Raw genomic sequence first — 19,813 nt, 5'->3', positions numbered from 1 at the left:
ATACTGTATACTTAAACAGTGTTGTGGGAGGCGAGTGATGCGCAAAATCATACATGTTGATATGGACTGCTTTTTCGCAGCGGTGGAAATGCGCGATAACCCCGCTCTGCGTGACATTCCCATTGCCATCGGCGGCAGCCGGGAGCGCCGGGGGGTTATCAGTACAGCCAATTACCCGGCGCGCAAATTTGGCGTGCGTAGCGCGATGCCAACGGGAATGGCGTTAAAGCTATGCCCGCATCTTACCTTATTACCCGGTCGCTACGAGGCCTACAAAGAAGCCTCCCGCCAGATTCAGGCTATTTTCTCCCGCTATACCTCGCTGATTGAACCCCTGTCGCTGGATGAAGCCTATCTGGATGTAACCGACAGCACCCACTGCCACGGTTCTGCCACGCTGATCGCCCAGGAGATCCGCCAGACGATTTTTAACGAGCTGCAGCTAACCGCCTCCGCCGGGATTGCGCCGGTTAAATTTCTGGCAAAAATAGCCTCCGATCTCAACAAGCCCAACGGGCAATATGTGATTACCCCTGCCGATGTTCCTGAATTTCTCAAAACGTTACCGCTAGGCAAAATTCCCGGCGTCGGCAAAGTCTCCGCCGCGAAGCTGGAATCAATGGGATTGCGTACCTGCGAGGATGTTCAAAAATACGACCTGGCAATGCTGCTCAAACGTTTTGGTAAGTTTGGTCGCGTGCTGTGGGAGCGAAGCCAGGGCATTGACGAGCGGGACGTTAACAACGACAGACTGCGCAAATCCGTCGGCGTGGAGCGCACGCTGGCGGAAGATATTCATGAGTGGTCAGAATGCGAGGCGATTATTGAGCGGCTTTATCCCGAACTGGAACGGCGTCTGGCCAAGGTAAAGCCGGATCTCCTTATCGCTCGCCAGGGGATAAAACTCAAGTTTAATGATTTTCAGCAGACCACGCAGGAGCACGTCTGGCCGCGCTTAAATAAAGATGACTTAATTGCGACGGCGCGTAAAACCTGGGAAGAACGTCGGGGAGGGCGAGGCGTGAGGCTGGTGGGATTACACGTCACGCTGCTTGATCCCCAACTGGAAAGACAGCTGCTGTTGGGGCTGTGACTCTGATGGATTGCCGGATAAGCGTAGCGCTATCCGGCATTTAGCGCAGAATCTTACTTCGCCGGAATCGACTTCAGCAGTTCAGTCAGCAGCGTCCAGTAGTGACCAACGCTTTCGATATGAACCTGCTCATCCGGGGAGTGCGGACCGGTGATGGTTGGCCCGATGGAAACCATGTCCATTTCCGGATACGGTTTCTTGAACAGGCCACATTCCAGACCGGCGTGAATGATCTGGATGTTTGGCGTTTTGTTGAACAGACGCTGGTAGGTTTCGCGAACCAGGTGCATAACCGGAGAGTTAGCATCTGGCTGCCAGCCAGGGTATCCGCCTTTGGCCTGGGTTTTCGCGCCAGCCAGTTTACCCAGTGAATCCAGCATGCTTACCACGTAGTCTTTACCGCTGTCGATCAGGGAACGGATCAGGCAGTGAATTTCAACGTTGTCGTCAGTCATGGTTACAACGCCGACGTTCAGGGAGGTTTCTACCACGCCTTTGGCTACGTCGGAGTTGCGGATAACACCGTTCGGGGTGGCGTTCAGCAGACGTACGAAGCTGTCGCGAGACTGAGTGGTCAGCGCGGCTTTGTCGTGAGTAACGGCATCCAGCAGCAGAGCCAGGTTCTTCTCTTTGGCTTCCAGTTCGTTTTTCAGGATTTCCTGGTAGGTGTTGACCAGCGCTTTTAACGCATCAATTTTATCTGCCGCCACGGCGAGGGTGGCAAAGGCTTCACGCGGAATCGCGTTGCGCAGCGTACCGCCGTTGAAATCAACCAGACGCAGATCCAGCTCTTCAGCGTGACCCGCCAGGAAGCGTACCAGCAGCTTGTTAGCGTTACCGAGACCAACGTGGATTTCGCCACCGGAGTGACCGCCTTTCAGGCCTTTCAACGTCAGCTTAAAGCTTTGGAAGCCAGCCGGGATTGCTTCACGGGACAGCGGCAGGTTAGAGGTAAAGTCGATACCGCCTGCGCAACCCATATAGATCTCACCTTCTTCTTCAGAGTCGGTGTTGATCAGGATATCTGCCTGCAGCCAGTTAGCCTGCAGACCAAACGCGCCATCCATACCTGCTTCTTCGGTCATGGTCAGCAGCACTTCGAGCGGACCGTGTACCACGTTGTCATCAGCCAGAACGGCCAGTGCGGACGCCATACCGATGCCGTTATCCGCACCCAGCGTGGTGCCACGGGCTTTTACCCATTCGCCGTCAATATAAGGTTGGATAGGATCTTTAGTGAAGTCGTGCACGGTGTCGTTATTTTTCTGCGGGACCATATCCAGGTGCGCTTGCAGAACGACCGGCTTGCGGTTTTCCATTCCTGCGGTAGCGGGTTTGCGAATCAGGATATTACCGACCTGATCGCGCTCGACGTGGAAACCTTTCTCTTGGGCCCAGCTCAGAATGTGTTCAGCGAGCTGCTCTTCATGGTAGGACGGATGAGGAATAGAACAGATTTTGGCAAAAATATCCCACAGCGGTTGCGGGGATAACTGAGACAGTTCAGACACGTTGAGTCTCCTTGGCGATGTCCTACAAAACTTGCTTGCAGGCCACAGGGTTAGCAGAATTAAAAACATCACAAGTCAGGCTTGCGCGATGCGATTGAGAATACCACTTTCTCCGCTGACGGCTAGCATAAAGCATGCAAAAAGAGGCGCGGATTCCGCGAAACACTGGTTTTTAGTGCGTCAGATCTCTATAATCTCGCGCAACCTATTTCCCCCTCGAACACTTTTTAAGCCGTAGATAAACAGGCTGGGACACTTCACATGAGCGAAAAATACGTCGTCACCTGGGACATGTTGCAGATCCATGCACGTAAACTGGCAAGCCGCCTGATGCCTTCTGAACAATGGAAAGGCATTATTGCCGTTAGCCGTGGTGGTCTGGTGCCGGGCGCATTGCTGGCGCGTGAATTGGGTATTCGTCATGTCGATACCGTATGCATCTCCAGCTACGATCACGACAACCAGCGCGAACTGAAAGTGCTGAAGCGTGCCGAAGGCGACGGTGAAGGTTTCATCGTAATTGATGACCTGGTTGACACCGGTGGTACCGCCGTAGCGATCCGCGAAATGTACCCTAAAGCGCATTTCGTCACTATTTTCGCTAAGCCGGCAGGTCGCCCGCTGGTGAATGATTATGTTGTTGATATCCCTCAGGATACCTGGATTGAGCAGCCGTGGGATATGGGCGTAGTGTTCGTTCCGCCGATCTCGGGTCGCTAATCTAAAAAGTTTTCAACGCCCGCACTGTCGGGCGTTGTTCTTTTTGTGCTGTGTCAGGTTACACTATGCCTTAGTGAGTACTCATGGAGGCTGCAATCATGTCACAGGCTAACCTCAGCGAAGTCCTGTTTAAACCCCGCTTCAAACACCCTGAAACGTCAACGCTGGTTCGTCGTTTTAATCACGGCGCGCAGCCGTCCGTACAATCGACCCTGGATGGCAAAACCATCCCGCACTGGTACCGCATGGTGAACCGCCTGATGTGGATCTGGCGTGGCGTCGATCCGCGCGAAATCCTCGAAGTGCAGGCACGTATCGTCATGAGCGAAGCCGAACGCACCGATAAAGAGCTTTACGACACGGTTATCGGCTATCGCGGCGGAAACTGGATTTACGAGTGGGCGAAGCAGGCGATGGACTGGCAACAGAAAGCCTCTATGGAAGAGGATCCTCAGGTGAGCGGACGTCACTGGCTGCATGCTTCCACGCTCTACAACATCGCCGCTTATCCGCACTTAAAAGGCGATGAGCTGGCAGAGCAGGCGCAGGCTCTGGCCAATCGCGCCTATGAAGAGGCCGCACAGCGTCTGCCGGGCACGCTGCGTGAGATGGAATTTGCCGTTACCGGCGGCGCGCCGATTACCGGCTTCCTGCATATGCCAAAAGGCGACGGTCCGTTCCCTACGGTGCTGATGTGCGGAGGCCTCGATTCCATGCAAACGGATTATTACACTCTGTATGAGCGCTACTTTGCCCCGCGCGGTATTGCCATGCTGACGCTGGATATGCCGTCGGTCGGGTTCTCGTCAAAATGGAAACTGACCCAGGACTCCAGCCTGCTGCACCAGCACGTATTAAAAGCGCTGCCGAATGTTCCGTGGGTGGATCACACTCGTGTGGCGGCCTTCGGCTTCCGCTTTGGCGCCAACGTGGCGGTACGCCTGGCGTATCTGGAATCATCACGTCTGAAGGCGGTGGCCTGTTTGGGTCCGGTGGTTCATGCGCTGCTTAGCGACCCGCAGCGTCAGGCAAGCGTCCCGGAAATGTACCTTGACGTTCTGGCCAGTCGTTTGGGAATGCACGACGCATCCGATGAAGCGTTGCGCGTTGAGCTTAATCGCTATTCATTAAAAGTGCAGGGCCTGCTGGGCCGACGCTGCCCGACGCCAATGCTGTCGGGGTTCTGGAAAAACGATCCGTTTAGCCCGGAAGAGGAGTCGCGTTTAATCACATCTTCATCTTCTGACGGTAAGCTGCTGGAGATTCCATTCAACCCGGTGTATCGCAATTTTGACAAAGGGCTGCAGGAAATAACCGGTTGGATCAATCAGAGATTGTGTTAAAAGTTTGCTAAATTTTATCGATTTGGTAAAACAGGTGCTTCACCTAAGGAGATCGTAATGACGTTACCGAGTGGGCATCCGAAAAGTAGATTGATCAAGAAATTCACCGCGCTTGGCCCGTACATCCGGGAAGGGCAGTGCGAAGATAATCGGTTTTTTTTCGATTGTCTGGCTGTTTGCGTCAATGTGAAACCCGCCCCAGAGAAACGCGAGTTTTGGGGCTGGTGGATGGAACTGGAGGCGCAGGAAAAACGCTTCACGTACAGCTACCAGTTTGGCTTGTTCGATAAAGACGGGAACTGGACTGCGGTGCCGGTGAAAGAGACTGAAGTGGTAGAGCGACTGGAATACACCTTACGTGAATTTCATGAAAAATTACGTGGGTTGTTAACGTCGCTGAATCTGGCGCTGGAGCCTGCTGACGATTTTAACGATGAACCGGTTAAATTAACGGCATAATGAACAGTAAAATGCCGGATGGCGGCGCAACCCCATCCGGCATTTTTTTATGCTACATCAGAACTGATAAACCATACCGACAGCAACGATATCATCATTGTTGATGCCCAGTTTATTGTCGCTATCGAGCTGGTTGATTTTATAATCGACAAACGCGGACATATTTTTGTTGAAATAGTATGTTGCGCCAACGTCGATATAATTCACCAGATCCTCATTGCCTACGCCTTCAATATCTTTCCCTTTTGACAGCACATAACCCAGTGACGGACGCAGACCAAAGTCAAACTGGTACTGAACTACCGCTTCGAAGTTCTGTGTTTTATTGGCGAAGCCGCCGGAAATTGGCGTCATATTGCGCGTTTCAGAATAGAACGTCGCAATATAAATATCGTTAGCATCATATTTTAAACCGGTTGCCCAGGCTTCTGCTTTATCGCCAGTCCCGCGCGTTTGCAGATTCTGCTGGTTGGTACGATCGGAGTTGGTATACGCACCGCTCACCGCGAAATCGCTGCCGCCAAAGTCATAGGTAACGGAAGTACCAAAACCGTCGCCGTTTTGTTTTTTCACATCACGGTCCTGATTTTTCCCCTGGTATTGCAGGGTGAGATCCAGACCATCCACGACGCCGAAGAAGTCGGTGTTACGGTAGGTCGCCAGGCCGCTGGCGCGTTTGGTCATAAAGTTATCGGTCTGCGCGGAGGAGTCGCCGCCGAATTCCGGGAACATATCGGTCCACGCTTCCACGTCGTACAGCGCGCCGAGGTTACGACCGTAATCAAACGAGCCAAGGTTTTTTAATTTCAGACCGGCAAAGGCCAGACGGGTTTTTTGCTGGTTTGAGTCGCTTTCGGCTTTATTGCCGGCGAACTCTGCTTCCCAGCGGCCATATCCCGTCAGTTCATCGTTAATTTGCGTTTCGCCTTTAAAACCTAAACGGATATAGCTCTGGTCGCCGTCTTTGCTGTCATAATCCGTCATGTAATGCATGGCTTTTACTTTGCCGTACAGGTCCAGTTTATTACCGTTCTTGTTATACACTTCCGCTGCCTGTACGGATGCCGACGCAGTAATACCCATCACCACTAATGCCAGAGTGCTCTTTTTCATTTTCATTCCTGATTAAAAGTACGCGCTAATATTCACTGGGTGTGATCCCCGTTAAAAGACAGGAGGGTTTTTAACGTCTGGTAATGAACGTTTTATGACAAAGTAAGAATATTTTTAAAAAAGGATGATTTTTTGTTTCTGTAATAAATTCGTCAAAATCTGCCGCTACGCTTGCTGATCCTGCGCAATAAAATTTCATGCTTTGTGCGCTGGTTGTTGGCAACCGGGGCCAGTCCTGCTAAAACGTTCGTTTAATATCATTTTCCCCAATTTTGAATGGCAGAGAATCATGAGTGACAGCCAGACGCTGGTGGTAAAACTTGGCACCAGTGTGTTAACGGGCGGATCGCGCCGCCTGAACCGCGCCCACATCGTAGAACTGGTTCGCCAGTGTGCGCAGCTCCATGCCGCAGGGCATCGTATTGTTATCGTTACCTCGGGCGCGATTGCCGCCGGACGTGAGCATCTGGGTTACCCTGAGCTCCCGGCAACGATAGCCTCGAAACAGCTGTTGGCGGCGGTAGGGCAGAGCCGATTGATTCAACTGTGGGAACAGTTGTTCTCGATTTACGGTATTCACATCGGACAGATGCTGCTAACGCGTGCGGATATGGAAGACAGAGAGCGCTTCCTTAACGCCCGCGATACGCTACGCGCGCTGCTGGATAACAACATCGTTCCTGTCATTAATGAGAACGACGCCGTAGCGACCGCCGAAATTAAAGTCGGTGATAACGACAACCTTTCTGCGCTGGCGGCGATTCTGGCCGGGGCCGATAAGCTGCTGCTGCTGACCGATCAGCAAGGGCTGTTTACCGCCGATCCGCGCACCAACCCGCAGGCTGAGCTGATCAAAGACGTTCACGGTATTGATGATGCGCTGCGCGCCATTGCCGGTGATAGCGTCTCGGGTCTGGGAACCGGCGGTATGGGAACTAAACTGCAGGCCGCTGATGTTGCATGCCGTGCCGGGATTGACACCATTATTGCCGCAGGCAGCAAGCCGGGCGTAATTGGCGACGTGATGGAAGGCGTCTCCGTTGGGACGCGTTTCCATGCACAGGCCTCTCCGCTGGAGAATCGTAAACGCTGGATCTTCGGCGCACCGCCAGCCGGGGAAATTACCGTTGATGAGGGGGCGACCGCAGCGATTCTGGAGCGTGGCAGTTCATTACTGCCAAAAGGCATTAAAAGCGTGACAGGCAACTTCTCTCGTGGTGAAGTGATCCGCATCTGCAATCTCGAAGGGCGCGATATTGCCCACGGCGTTACCCGCTATAACAGCGATGCGCTGCGCCGTATTGCCGGACATCACTCACAACAGATCGACACCATCCTGGGCTACGAATACGGTCCGGTTGCTGTCCATCGCGACGACATGATTACCCGTTAAGGAACAGGCATATGCTGGAACAAATGGGCATTGCTGCCAAAGCTGCGTCATACAAGCTGGCGCTGCTCTCCAGTCGCGAAAAAAACCGCGTACTGGAAACGATAGCTGATGAGCTGGAAGCGCAAACGGAAAGCATCCTCAGCGCGAACGTACAAGATGTTGAGCAAGCGCGAGCCAACGGCCTGAGCGAAGCGATGCTCGACCGCCTGGCGCTGACTCCGGCGCGTCTGAAAGCGATTGCCGACGATGTGCGTCAGGTATGTAATCTCGCCGACCCGGTCGGGCAGGTGATTGATGGCGGTCTGCTGGATAGCGGCCTGCGTCTCGAACGTCGTCGCGTTCCGCTGGGCGTGATTGGCGTGATTTATGAAGCGCGTCCAAATGTCACCGTTGACGTGGCTTCCCTGTGCCTGAAAACCGGTAATGCGGCGATCCTGCGCGGTGGGAAAGAGACGTACCGGACGAATGCGGCAACCGTGGCGGTTATCCAAAAGGCGCTGGAAGCCTGTGGTTTACCCGCCGCAGCCGTGCAGTCGATAGATAACCCGGACCGAGCGCTGGTCGCCGAAATGCTGCGTATGGATAAGTACATTGATATGCTGATCCCTCGCGGTGGCGCGGGTCTGCATAAGCTGTGCCGTGAGCAGTCGACTATCCCGGTCATCACCGGCGGCATTGGGGTTTGTCATATTTATGTTGATGATAGCGCGGAGATCGACCCGGCGCTGAAGATTATCGTCAACGCCAAAACCCAGCGTCCGAGCACCTGTAACACCGTAGAAACCCTGCTGGTGCATCAGGATATCGCTGCGCGTTTTCTGCCTGCGCTGAGCCAGCAGATGGCACAAAGCGGCGTCACGCTGCATGCCGACGACACCGCGCTGGCCACATTGCAGGCAGGGCCCGCTAACGTGGTTGCGGTGAAAGCCGAAGAGTATGACGACGAGTTTCTGTCGTTGGATCTGAACGTTAAAATCGTTACCGATCTGGACGATGCTATCACCCACATTCGCGAGCATGGGACCCAGCATTCCGATGCCATCCTGACGCGCACACTGCGTAACGCCGATCGTTTCGTGAATGAAGTGGACTCTTCTGCCGTGTACGTTAACGCCTCTACTCGTTTTACCGATGGCGGCCAATTCGGACTGGGGGCGGAAGTGGCTGTGAGTACGCAAAAACTGCACGCGCGTGGCCCAATGGGTCTGGAAGCACTGACCACCTATAAGTGGGTTGGCTTCGGTGACGACACGATTCGTGCGTAATTGAAAACGGGCGATGCCATAATAGGTCTATGATTTTCAGGTCTATTAAGGCATTGCCCGGTTAATTCTACCCTTTACCCCGCTACCGTATTTGTTTTCTATCCTGCGTTTTATCATCATCCGCATCAGTCTGGTTTTTACCCATGCGCTCCCTGGCGTTGAAAGACGACGTATCACAGAATTTTCCCTGCCAGCATGAATTTTCTGGGTCTGTAGCTCACGTATTGTTCCCATGGTTCGATCTATTAGAATCAGTCTCATTTTTATGAGGAGTTGTTGCGTGAAATCGGATATTCACAAACATAGCATTCCTGTTGTGCCGCTCGGTAACCCGTTTCCCCCCCGCCATTGTTCACTGTGTCCAAAGGGCGCGGCGATTGATCGTGATAATCAATACCGATTGATAGACAAAAGAAGGAAGTTTAAAGCGGGGGAGATACTCGCCCGGCAGGATGAAGCCGCAGACATGCTTTTTGTTATTCACGAGGGGTACTGCACGTCCAGCGTGGAATGTGGTGATAATGATTTTATCAGTCGCTTTTATGTTCCGGGAGACATCATGGCGCTGGATGCTGTTGAAGGGGGTAAGTATCTGACAACGATCAAGGCTGCAACGGCTGCGGAGGTATGTCATATCGATATTGCGCGGTTGTTCAAGGCAGCAGAAAAGGAGCCGTCGGTTGCAGCGGCAGTCATCAAGTTTCTCTGCAGGGACAATGGATTCATTGTTGAAAAACTACGGCGTTATGCCAATAAACATGCTGAGGCCAGAATCGCTGCTTTCCTCGTGGAGTTTTACGAAATGCATTTACGTATTGGCAGGCCAGAAACGACGCTTCGCTTGCCATTCTCGCGGGAGGAAATTGCCAGTTATCTCGATCTTAAAATTGAAACCGTTAGCCGCTCATTAAAATCCCTCGAACAACAAAAGTTGATTAGCTTACATCGGGTTCGTACGGTAACAATTAATAGTTACTTGGGGTTAAAAGGTTTCAGCTAACGCTATCTTTGCCGTGTGTTATTTATCTCTTGATATTCCAGGAATATTCGTTTTATATGGAAAATTCCTGGTTTTATTTATGTGAAATAATTATCAATTCGAATAATAATCCTACAGGTCAGCGCTATTTTTATAAGAATATTCCCCCATAACTAAATATTTCATGAGAATTTTCTTGTGAAGTTAAAAAATTAGCATAATTGCAACAAATAATAAGCATTATAGAGAGAATATGGAGATGTTAATTATCTTTATGTTTTGTAAGGGTTTTGCTCTGGTGTTATTTGTATGATCTTTTTGATATTTATCAAAAACATAAAAAAGATGAATTGTTTGATTTTGCTTATCTGGGTGGGTAATGATTCTGAAAATGGATGTGTTTTAAGTGATTGTGTCTTAGGAAACTTCTTAGGCAATGTTTTTTACGGGAAAATTCTTAGTTTTTTGTAATTTTTGCGTTTCAGGGTTTGTTGAGATGTTACTTAATTCAAATGATAATTTTTTGGCGCGGCAATTCTGGCTCGCAATTAATGGAACCGCTGGAGTGACTTAATAATAAGACTCGGTGGTGAGTTTGTTCTTAGGAGAAGATAAAATGAAAAAATTATTATTAGTAACCTCTCTGGCTTCTGTATTTGTTGCAGCAAATGCAATGGCAGATGTTACTGCTTCTGCAACTGCCTCGTGGGACGCGACGGCAACAAAAGATACCACCAGCATGTTGGTTGTCACCCCGCTGAACTCTTTAACTTTCCAGTATGCTGAAGGGCTGAATGCCTTCAACTCTCAGGACGGTGCTTTTGATGTGACGATTCAGGGTCAGGAGACGGCAACTGATTTTGAGCTGACTGCTCAGATTATTAGCAACACTCTGACCAACGCCAGTGGTGATGCTTCTACCCTGAACGTAGGGGTGGCATGGAATGGCACGGCACTGACTAATTCATCAGATACTGTCCTTGTTAACTCCAGCTCTACTTCTGGTCTTGAAAGCCTGATGGCAGATGGCGCTTATAACGGTGCCGCTCGTGTCAGCGATCAATCCAACTTCAAATTCACCATCGCGTCAGCGACTTCTGATGGTAGTCAGACAGTAGCAGATTACTCTGCACTGCCAGACGGCTATTGGACTGGCGATGTAAAAGTACAGTTCAATGCAACCTGGACGACTCCGTCTGCCTAAGTAATAAAAAATTCGGGAGAATTTGTTCTCCCGAATTTATCAGGAATGGTGTCATGAAAAAATATTTACCGGCAGCGATGTTGGTAGGGTTAGTAGCATCTTTTCCCGGATGGGCAATTAATGTTGGTGAAATTACATCGATCATGACTTCTACTGAGAGTTCATTATCGAAAGAAATTATCAATACGACAGATGCGGCGCGTTATGTCAGTGTTTCGGTAAAACAATTGTCATCACCTTTGGCCGGGGGAGTCGAAATAAAGCCCGTTAATTCCGGAGAATTACTCTCTACACCTGCCAATCTTATTCTTCCTGGCCAGGCGAAGGATGTTTTTCGTTTCTTTTATAAAGGACCTGCAGATGATATCGAACGTTATTATCGTCTGCAATGGATAGATGAGCCGGTCACCGAGAGCGCGGAAACCCGGGCGAATAAAATGGCTGTTGCAACAGCGTCGGCTGAAATTGGCACTATTCTGGTAGTCGCGCCGCGCAAGGAACGTTTTGAATATAGCCGAAATGGCGATGTTATTACCAATACCGGCAATGTTTCATTTCGTGTGATCGCTTATGGGGCTTGTAAAGATAAGGCTCACGAGCGGGGACGAGGCTGTCGCGAACGTTATTACATTATGCCGGGTACAAAAATAAAATTACAGTTTACCGACATTAGTAATAGCCGTTCACGCATCGGTATCTGGCACGGTAAGCAGTTTATTACAGTGAAGTGATGGTCAATAGCAGCCATCTGTACGGGATAAATAAAATTACCGGAATGTAAGGATGCATATGACAACAACAAATATTGTCGGCGGTAGCATTTGTCTTTTTATTGCGCTGACACCAGGATTTTCACATGCAGCCCCAGTAAAAGTGGGTAATTACGTTATTCCCAGCGCTTTCGCCCGTTCACTGGAGCAGGGAATGACGGTGCCGGTATATATTCGTTACAACGAGACTGACGAGAAAAGTCAGCAAAAAGTTGCCGATGCGGTGATTTCGCTTGTTGATGGCAATATTACAGTTAAAGCCCTGACTCTTGCTGAATTGCCCAATAATGCCGTGTTATCTGGAAAAACCCGCGCGTTGGTGGAAAAAATTCGTGATGTGAAGTTTCACGATAACACCAATATCGAACTATCGGATGATGCACGCCTGCAACTCAACGTCTCTTCATTTCACCTGGAGATGATTGTCAGCAAAGATGCGTTAACTGAAGCGATTGTCGCACGCAGCAGCCTGCTTGGACCTTCCAGCGTGGAGACTCTCTCTAACGTCCTGAACTATAACTTTGGCACCTACTACAACGATTATCATAACGGCAGCAGTACCCGCAGCTATCTGACGATGGACAATACAACATCGCTGCGTGAACACCATGTCAACATTAACGGTTCGTTTTACGGCATAGGCGACAGCAACAGCACCAGTAAACTCTATCGCGCGATGTATGAGCGTGATTATGACGGGTATCGACTGGCGCTCGGGATGCTCGACACCTGGAATGTCCAGTCTATTGCCAGCCTGAATGCGCTGAATGGTGGGAAAATTTACGGCGTAAGCTACGGAAACAAAGGAAGTACGGTTGTTGAGAATACCTCGCTTTCGCTCACGCCAATTACCGTATTTTTGCCAGCCGCTGGCGAGGTTCATGTATTCAGGGACGGGCGTTTGCTCAGCGTACAGAACTTTAATATGGGCAGTTATGAAATTGATACCAGTCGTTTTCCGTATGGTGTTTATGATGTCACGGTAGATATCGTGGTCAATGGCCGGACAATTAATAGTCGTATCAGTCGGGTTAATAAAATCTTTGCCCGCCAACAGGCAGCCGGAATTGATCAGCTCTCATGGCAACTGTTTGGTGGCTCACTGGATTATGACCGCGTGAGCTATAAGCGAAACCACTATCAGGATTTAGGCAATGAGCAGACCTGGATTGCCGGCGGTGCCGCATCGGTGACGCTGGCGATATTGTCGGGGCTGGGCCTGAAATCTACGCTCTACGGTTTTGGCAACAATGCGGTTAATGAAACGGATGTCACGCTCAATGTGAATGAATACGTAAGCATTGGCAATCAGACGCTGGTAGCGAATGATACGTCATGGCGAAACATCAGTAATATCAATCTCAATGTCCCCGAGGGATATGGTTCCCTTTGGGCATCTCGTGAAGACAGTAAAATTGGCAACCGTCTGCCCATGCAGGAGCGTGACAATTATTCCATTGGTGGCACTCTTAACCTCGGGAAGTTTATTCCTCATGGCGGCTCGCTTACCGTGAGTCAGACGGAGAATCGCTACTCGGGAAATAAATACCGTAACCTGGACTACAGCACGACCCTTTATTCAGGCAGGTATGCCACGGTTGGGCTGCGCGCAGGTATTCAGCGTTATTACTACAATAATCGGAATGACGATGGGCGACAGGAACGTTATGTCAGCCTGGATTTATCGTTGCCGTTGGCGTCCTGGTTGAGCATGGGCGTCTCCCGGGATCGCTATGGCAGCACTCAAGGTAATCTCAGCGCGCGCAAGCAGTATGCTGAAGGCCCCATTAAATCGGTCGGATTATCGGCTTCGACACGCCTGAGTGGCGAGCAGTATTACGACAATAATTATTCGGTAAACGGCAATCTGAGTTATGACACGAAATATAACGCTGGCACCGTATCGGTAACGCGTTCCGCGGACAACTCCACCAATATGAACTTCTCTTCTCAAGGTTCCCTGGCGTGGGCAGGAAAAGATTTCGGTCTGAGTAAAGAGAGGCAAAGGTCAGGCATTATTGTGAAAACCGATTTGACCGGCGAAGGGAAACTGGCTGCGAAGATTAATAACCGAAATTATCTTCTCAGCGGTAAATCAAATTTCATTGCACTGCCGCCTTATGCTCAGTACAAGCTGGAGATCCTCAATGATAAAAACTCTGAAGACAGCTTTGATATTGTTTCAGGGCGCAAACAGGAACTGACGCTATATCCTGGTAACGTGGGTGTTATCAACCCTGAAGTGAAAAGTATGGTCACCGTATTCGGGCGTATTCGTTATCCCGATGGGCAGTTGGCTGCAAACACCGATATTCATAATCACATCGGTAAAACGCGTACGGATGAAAAAGGGGAGTTTGCTATCGATATCGATAAGAAATATCCGGTCATCACGTTAATTTCAGCCAATGGCAGCCTATGCGAAGCCGATCTCGATTTGGAAAAAGCACGTGGCGCAGCGTGGGTTGGTGATGTGAAATGTTCCACGCAAACCACGATGGCGCAGAGGTAATAAAATGAAAGTATTAATTAAAGTAGCTACTGTAATCTGTGCCGTGGGGAGTTTCACGCCTGCGCCTGCTTTGGCTTTAAATGCAGTATCTTCCGGCTCAGTCAGTAATAACTATTTGTTTATTGAAAATGCCATTGATAGTGAATACTTTATCACCCCCTCCGCACTCGACCCTCGTTTCAGCGGTTCAAACACGTGGATAAAATACGGCACCTCTCAGGTGAGTCTAGGGTATTTAGGTTTTGTCGGCTGGACTGCGCCAGGAAATTATTATCAGGACATGTGGATTGATAATTCCCCGATTAACGGCCCTTTTCGGGGGATCCGGTGTTATAGCGGCAGCCAGTGTCCATCAACTGGGTTTATTGCCGGGCAAGGCACTGACAATAACGGTTTTTATCATGCGCAGGTAGGATCTGTCGCTGGCGTTATTGGTGGCGCCTACGGATTCGCTTCCCTGACGGATACTGCCTATGAGTACTTTCGCAATGTGCCTACCGGTAGCAGCGAAACCTATGTGTTCAACCGTTGTTATACTTCCGTGAATTATGATTATTCTTCCGGGCAACGCTGCAAAGATCAATCAACAGGATTATGGAATTACGTCAATTATACGTTAACCAAACGCGGTCATCTGTCACTGGTATCGACTAATGCATTTCAGGAACTTTGGGTTGCCAGCGATGGTACGCCGAGCATCACCAAAGACTCTGGTTATTGTGAGCTTGGCGTGGTGGGCGGCGCTGACGGCGTGATTTGCAAAATGGTGAGTTATAACCTGCAACAAACCGCCAATCTGACCGCCTCCCTGACGTTTCGCGCTTATGTCGACACGGCGATGCTTGGTTTTACGCCTGGACCGGCCACCGTGAGATACTCCGGGAATGGTTCAAACTGGTATAACTATGGTACTTCAACTGCTTATTACAACGTTTTCACGACCTCTGGAGAGTACATATATATTTTTCTGTCAAAAGCATTCCTGAAAAATCTCGTCGATTCAGGAATCAGCATTACTAACAGTCAACCGTTTACCTTCGGTTTTTATAATGGCTTAACACCAGAGTCAGGGTACTACCAGTTTACGCCTTCGCTACAGCTCAATATTGTGCCGAAGGAGTATGGGATCAGTATCGTCTCTTCAGACAACACCGCTTCTGCGAGCGGCAGTGGCACGATTGGCGACGCCGCTCCTATAGAAATGGATTACACCGTAACAGTCTCCGGTCCTCGTCAGGCTGATAGCATTACCGCGCAAGTTATCGGGGAAAGTACGACGATAAACAGTGTGCCTTACTGTCTGTTTACCTCCCCTCAAGGCGGGCTGTCAGTCCCAATCCCCGCCTTTCTGCAGTACAACAGTCAGTCGGGGGGCGTGGTACAGAAACGAAATAGCTGTAGTGAAGCAGCAATTAATATGAGCGATGCGCAGTGGCAACAGACGCCCTGGGACGCAAATAACAATGATGATGGAAGCTATTATGCTACTGATTTGAAATTGCTTTTCCCAATGAATGATTCAAGGTCGATGTTGACTGTTTCCGGAACAGATTGGGAAGGTGTCGTCAGTGCCAGTGGAGAGATAAAAGTCACGGCGAATTGGGTGGGAGTGACGCCATGAACCGCTGCCGTTTGCTGCTTAGATGGGTATTTATATTACTTTCCGGGCTGACTGTATTCTCCGCACAGGCTGTCTACCTGGAGTCGACCATTTATGAGATGCCATCGGATAAATCATTTATCAGCAAACGGATCTATAACGATAGCCAGAAACAGAATTTGTACAGTATTGGCGCAGTAAAAATTGATAAGCCGGGACCGGGAGGAGAAAACAGAAGTGCCATTGCTGAAGGCGAACTTCTGTTTACGCCACTGAATTTTTCACTGGCTCCGCAGGCGAGTGAGTTTTTTAAGATTTTCTACCGTGGACCGCAGGATGATAAAGAACGCTATTACCGAATTCTGTTTCGTGAAATGCCGATAACGCTGTTTACCGAGCGTAATCAAGGGAAAGGTGGGCAGGCTCTCCCGGTGATTGCTATGGACACCATATTGGTTGTTCGCCCGAGAAAAATGAATCTGGCCTACACCATTGATGAGGCAAACGGAACACTGAAAAACACCGGGAATACTTTTTTTAAAATCATCGTACACCTGGGGTGCAACTCCACCGATGATGACGCCACCATGCGTTATGTGTTGCCGGGTGAAACCTGGCGTAGTAGCGAATTGAAATCAAAAAACCGAAAATTTATCGTTGCATTGCAGAAATACATACCAGTAGGTCAGGGGTGCTTCAAACTCAATCAATAGTAAGTATTAAGTCTGATCCGATATGTCATGGTTAGATATCGAACCTATACTGTAACTGTCTTTATACAATGCAGTAACCAGCTCGGCACAGATGAAATTTTAGTCATTTGCACTCAACGTCACGGTAATTAAGAGTCAGGTAGTATGAACAGTATAATTAATGAACAGGTTGAGTATGATTCCACCAGAAAAAGCCTGAAACATCGCGATACGACAATAATTCTTTCGGCATCTACCGCGAGACTACTTGAGCTATTCATTGCCCATAAAAATCAACAAGTCCACCGCGAGTTTATCATTGAAGAAGTGTGGAAAAAGCATGGCATGGCCCCATCGGGTCATAGCCTTAATAAAAGTATCAGTATTTTGCGAAAAGCATTTAGTGAGCTGGGGGCGGGTAATCCCATTGAAACCCTGCCCCGGCAGGGATTTTTGTTCCATGCTTCGATCAGCGATGAATCTTCATCTTCCTGTGTAGATGAACCCGTGCGTTCGGTAACTGAGACGGTAAACTCATCCGTAAGACCAAAACGTAAAAATATTATTCTGTTCATTTTATTATTTGCATTTCTTGGTAGCGCTATTTTTATATTGTTAGCTCTTAATTCAAGCTCCAAAAATTTCATCTATATCAGGGCAATAGGTGATTGTGAACTTTATACTGCCGATGACAATAACGCTGGTAAAACGAAAGCATTTTTATCTTCTGATATGTGGCGAAAAGTAAATGCGGCTTGTCATGATGGCAAGAAAACAATTGTTTTTTATGATGATAATAATTTATCAGCCGACAATGATCTTAGAGAGAATTTCCTGGGGATTTGTACCTTAGAGAAAGGAGGGGTTGCCCGTGAATGTGAAAATTTTGTTTATTAGTGGGGCAATCTTTCTTGCAGCGATCACAGCATATTTTTTATATCGCCATCAAGAACCTGAGACGCTGACCTGCTCAGCCAAAAATTACCTGCATCTGGAGGCGCAAACTCAGGGTGTAAAAATTGAAGGTGAAGTTCTGCTGGTTTTTCGTATTTCTTCTGCTACCGAAGGGCGGGTATCTCAGGTAGGAAGCCTCAATATTCAGGGTAAACATTATGCTGTAGATCGTAATGTTGTCCTGAATTTTATTGGTAAAGATCGTGATGGTTACCTACAGACTCGTCGTGTAGCTATTGTTAAAAATAAAAATGACAATGTTCCTGATGAAGTTACCGAACAACTCATGTCGCGACAGGATATTTTCTATTATAAGGTCATCCATATCACCGAAAATGTCTATGCGATCAGAGATCTGCGACGTACGCTAATGGTTTGTCGGGCAGCATGAGTAGCTATAATGTGTTATTCTTATGGTTTTAGTGGCTGTATATTTTGTCGTTGCTAGTGTTTGTGGTTTTTTGTTTTGTCTTGCAGTGAAAATAAGTAAAAGGATTTGTACTGGTGAAGAATTAGGAGTTTTCCTTTTTCAATATTTAAAATGGCCTTAACATTTAATGGTAATACTCATATGGATAATCGTGATTATAAATTCTGAAACTACGTGATATGACTTACGGATAAAGTTAATTCGCGGACCGCATTGTAATTGTTGGAGGCTAAAGGTGTTGTATATTCTCTCGTGTATAAAACGAGGGACCTGCTATGCCATAAATTTAAGTTGGTGGTAACTATGAATACGAAAAAGGTTTTTCTGCTCAGTTATGATATTTTTCTTTTCTCAGGGATAAAAGCGTGGTTGCCAAATCTGGTGTTAGTCGATGCGCGGACATTTATTTCAGGTTCACAGTCAATTATTCCACGGTACCCATCCTGTTTACTGTTGATCGATAACCGGTTACCTTTATTCCTGGTCAGGAAGTGGTTTCAGAGAAATAGCACGCAGTTTATCAATATAAACTGTATTGTTCTTCGGATGAATGAAACCCGTTCTGTTAATCGGGGGTACGAGGAGTATGCATTCATTAATGGACGGGAATTATCGGATCAACTGATTTCTCAGTTGAGAGCCAATCTAATGGCACCCAATGAGGTTGCGGAAGTCACTAAAGGTTCAACGATGTTTACGTTTCATTTGACTGAGTTTGAAGAGGAAATGCTGTATGCATCTTTCACAAAGGAAAAACTGCACGATTTTTGTATTGCTAACTCGATAACAATTAAGTCAGTGTATCGATATCGAGAACGAATTACCGCTCGTCTGGGATTTACTCATTTTAATGAAACTATCATTTTTTTAACCAGGAATAATCTATTGCATGAAAGTTCCCCGACGAATAGTCATTCTGGTGAAAATGTAATATACGGCGAAGAATATGATGTCTCAGATTCTGGTCGACTGAGTATGGCAATAAGGAATGAAGAAATCATTCCTTATTTTCAACCCATCGTAAATATCAACGGAGACGTCTGTGGTGTTGAGGTTTTGGCTCGTTGGCCACAGGGGCATAATTATGCTATTTCTCAGCGTGAGTTTATACCGCTGGCTGAAAAAAGTGGTTTAATGAATGAGTTAACGAGCTATTTAATGACTACCGTCGCGCGTAATCTGGTCGACGGAAGCGAGGGTTTCAATAAAAATTTATTCGTCTCCTTTAATGTGAGTCCATCAGGTTTAAGTAACCCCGTTTTTTATTGGGAGTGCCTTAATTTTATGGAAATAACGCAAAGGCTACCGATAAAATTGATGATTGAAATAACTGAAAACCAGACTCTCACTATTACTCCTGCAATCAAAGAGCTGATACGATCGTTGCGAAACAGAGGGGTTCTGTTTGCTTTAGATGATTTTGGGACGGGATACGCTAACCTTTGCTATCTCAATGAGTTAGACCTGGATGTTATAAAAATTGATAAAACGTTTATCAAAGCTATTAAAGAAGTTGAGCAACATATCCCTATGCTCGAGTCGATCATTCACCTTTCCGAACTCCTGGGGTTACGCATGGTGGCGGAAGGCGTTGAATATGGCTATCAGCAGCAATGGTTGGGGAAAAATAATGTTGATTACCTGCAGGGTTATCAATTTTTACCGCCAGTGACGTTTGATGATTTTATGCGTTACTACAAGCAGTCTTTAGATTTTTTTGAATCAGCGTCGGATTCTACTTTCTCAACGTAAAGCCTTTCGGGAACATCAGGGGC

The 19,813-nt window shown here is 48.3% G+C and carries 17 protein-coding genes; 15 read left to right on the top strand and 2 right to left on the bottom strand.

Annotated elements, in window-relative coordinates:
• The first annotated feature begins 37 nt into the window (after positions 1–37).
• Positions 38–1,093, top strand: coding sequence for a DNA polymerase IV (gene dinB, locus O6D90_RS18735; protein WP_016155765.1), 1,056 nt, complete (start codon positions 38–40; stop codon positions 1,091–1,093).
• A gap of 53 nt (positions 1,094–1,146) precedes the next feature.
• Here dinB and pepD read toward each other — a convergent pair whose 3' ends face one another.
• Positions 1,147–2,604, bottom strand: coding sequence for a cytosol nonspecific dipeptidase (pepD, locus tag O6D90_RS18730; protein ID WP_016155766.1), 1,458 nt, complete (start codon positions 2,602–2,604; stop codon positions 1,147–1,149).
• Positions 2,605–2,865: 261 nt separating this feature from the next.
• Between pepD and gpt the strand changes: the two genes are divergently transcribed.
• The 3 genes from gpt (at position 2,866) to crl (ending at position 5,126) form a co-directional block, all read left to right on the top strand.
• Complete coding sequence (gpt, locus tag O6D90_RS18725; protein WP_003031380.1) at positions 2,866–3,324, top strand: xanthine phosphoribosyltransferase; 459 nt, start codon at positions 2,866–2,868, stop codon at positions 3,322–3,324.
• A gap of 98 nt (positions 3,325–3,422) precedes the next feature.
• Entirely contained in the window at positions 3,423–4,667 is a 1,245-nt protein-coding gene (frsA, locus tag O6D90_RS18720) for an esterase FrsA (RefSeq protein ID WP_016155767.1), read from the top strand.
• A 57-nt stretch (positions 4,668–4,724) separates the two neighbouring features.
• A complete protein-coding gene (crl, locus tag O6D90_RS18715) occupies positions 4,725–5,126 on the top strand; it encodes a sigma factor-binding protein Crl (protein ID WP_016151866.1) in 402 nt (133 codons plus the stop codon).
• A 57-nt stretch (positions 5,127–5,183) separates the two neighbouring features.
• Here crl and phoE read toward each other — a convergent pair whose 3' ends face one another.
• On the bottom strand, positions 5,184–6,239 hold the full coding sequence (gene phoE / locus O6D90_RS18710) for a phosphoporin PhoE (protein ID WP_016151867.1): 1,056 nt from the start codon (positions 6,237–6,239) through the stop codon (positions 5,184–5,186).
• A 289-nt stretch (positions 6,240–6,528) separates the two neighbouring features.
• On the opposite strand from phoE, the gene proB reads away from it, so the two are divergent.
• From proB to O6D90_RS18655, 11 genes are all read left to right on the top strand, one after another.
• Entirely contained in the window at positions 6,529–7,632 is a 1,104-nt protein-coding gene (gene proB / locus O6D90_RS18705; RefSeq protein WP_003031373.1) for a glutamate 5-kinase, read from the top strand.
• A gap of 11 nt (positions 7,633–7,643) precedes the next feature.
• Positions 7,644–8,897: a glutamate-5-semialdehyde dehydrogenase gene (gene proA / locus O6D90_RS18700; protein WP_016151868.1), complete on the top strand. Its 1,254-nt coding sequence runs from the start codon at positions 7,644–7,646 to the stop codon at positions 8,895–8,897.
• A gap of 280 nt (positions 8,898–9,177) precedes the next feature.
• The gene (locus O6D90_RS18695) at positions 9,178–9,897 is read left to right on the top strand and encodes a Crp/Fnr family transcriptional regulator (protein ID WP_016155768.1); all 720 of its coding nucleotides are present in this window, start codon (positions 9,178–9,180) and stop codon (positions 9,895–9,897) included.
• Positions 9,898–10,492: 595 nt separating this feature from the next.
• Positions 10,493–11,080: a common pilus major fimbrillin subunit EcpA gene (ecpA, locus tag O6D90_RS18690; RefSeq protein ID WP_016151870.1), complete on the top strand. Its 588-nt coding sequence runs from the start codon at positions 10,493–10,495 to the stop codon at positions 11,078–11,080.
• Between the two features lie 53 nt (positions 11,081–11,133).
• Complete coding sequence (locus tag O6D90_RS18685) at positions 11,134–11,811, top strand: hypothetical protein (RefSeq protein WP_016155769.1); 678 nt, start codon at positions 11,134–11,136, stop codon at positions 11,809–11,811.
• Between the two features lie 58 nt (positions 11,812–11,869).
• On the top strand, positions 11,870–14,362 hold the full coding sequence (locus tag O6D90_RS18680) for a CS1-pili formation C-terminal domain-containing protein (RefSeq protein WP_016155770.1): 2,493 nt from the start codon (positions 11,870–11,872) through the stop codon (positions 14,360–14,362).
• Positions 14,363–14,366: 4 nt separating this feature from the next.
• A complete protein-coding gene (locus tag O6D90_RS18675; RefSeq protein WP_016155771.1) occupies positions 14,367–15,983 on the top strand; it encodes a hypothetical protein in 1,617 nt (538 codons plus the stop codon).
• On the top strand, positions 15,980–16,675 hold the full coding sequence (locus tag O6D90_RS18670; RefSeq protein WP_016155772.1) for a fimbria/pilus periplasmic chaperone: 696 nt from the start codon (positions 15,980–15,982) through the stop codon (positions 16,673–16,675). Before O6D90_RS18675 ends, O6D90_RS18670 begins: the two co-directional genes overlap by 4 nt.
• A 144-nt stretch (positions 16,676–16,819) precedes the next feature.
• On the top strand, positions 16,820–17,551 hold the full coding sequence (locus tag O6D90_RS18665) for a winged helix-turn-helix domain-containing protein (protein ID WP_016155773.1): 732 nt from the start codon (positions 16,820–16,822) through the stop codon (positions 17,549–17,551).
• The gene (locus tag O6D90_RS18660) at positions 17,526–17,999 is read left to right on the top strand and encodes a hypothetical protein (RefSeq protein ID WP_016155774.1); all 474 of its coding nucleotides are present in this window, start codon (positions 17,526–17,528) and stop codon (positions 17,997–17,999) included. Before O6D90_RS18665 ends, O6D90_RS18660 begins: the two co-directional genes overlap by 26 nt.
• Before the next feature lie 342 nt (positions 18,000–18,341).
• On the top strand, positions 18,342–19,790 hold the full coding sequence (locus O6D90_RS18655) for an EAL domain-containing protein (protein WP_016155775.1): 1,449 nt from the start codon (positions 18,342–18,344) through the stop codon (positions 19,788–19,790).
• Positions 19,791–19,813 lie beyond the last annotated feature (23 nt).

It is taken from the genome of Citrobacter sp. 21OH12SH02A-Citro (assembly GCF_027919895.1).
Taxonomy (GTDB): Bacteria; Pseudomonadota; Gammaproteobacteria; order Enterobacterales; family Enterobacteriaceae; genus Citrobacter; species Citrobacter braakii.
Note: the sequence above shows the minus strand (reverse complement) of the source record. Positions and strands in the feature narration are given on the sequence as shown.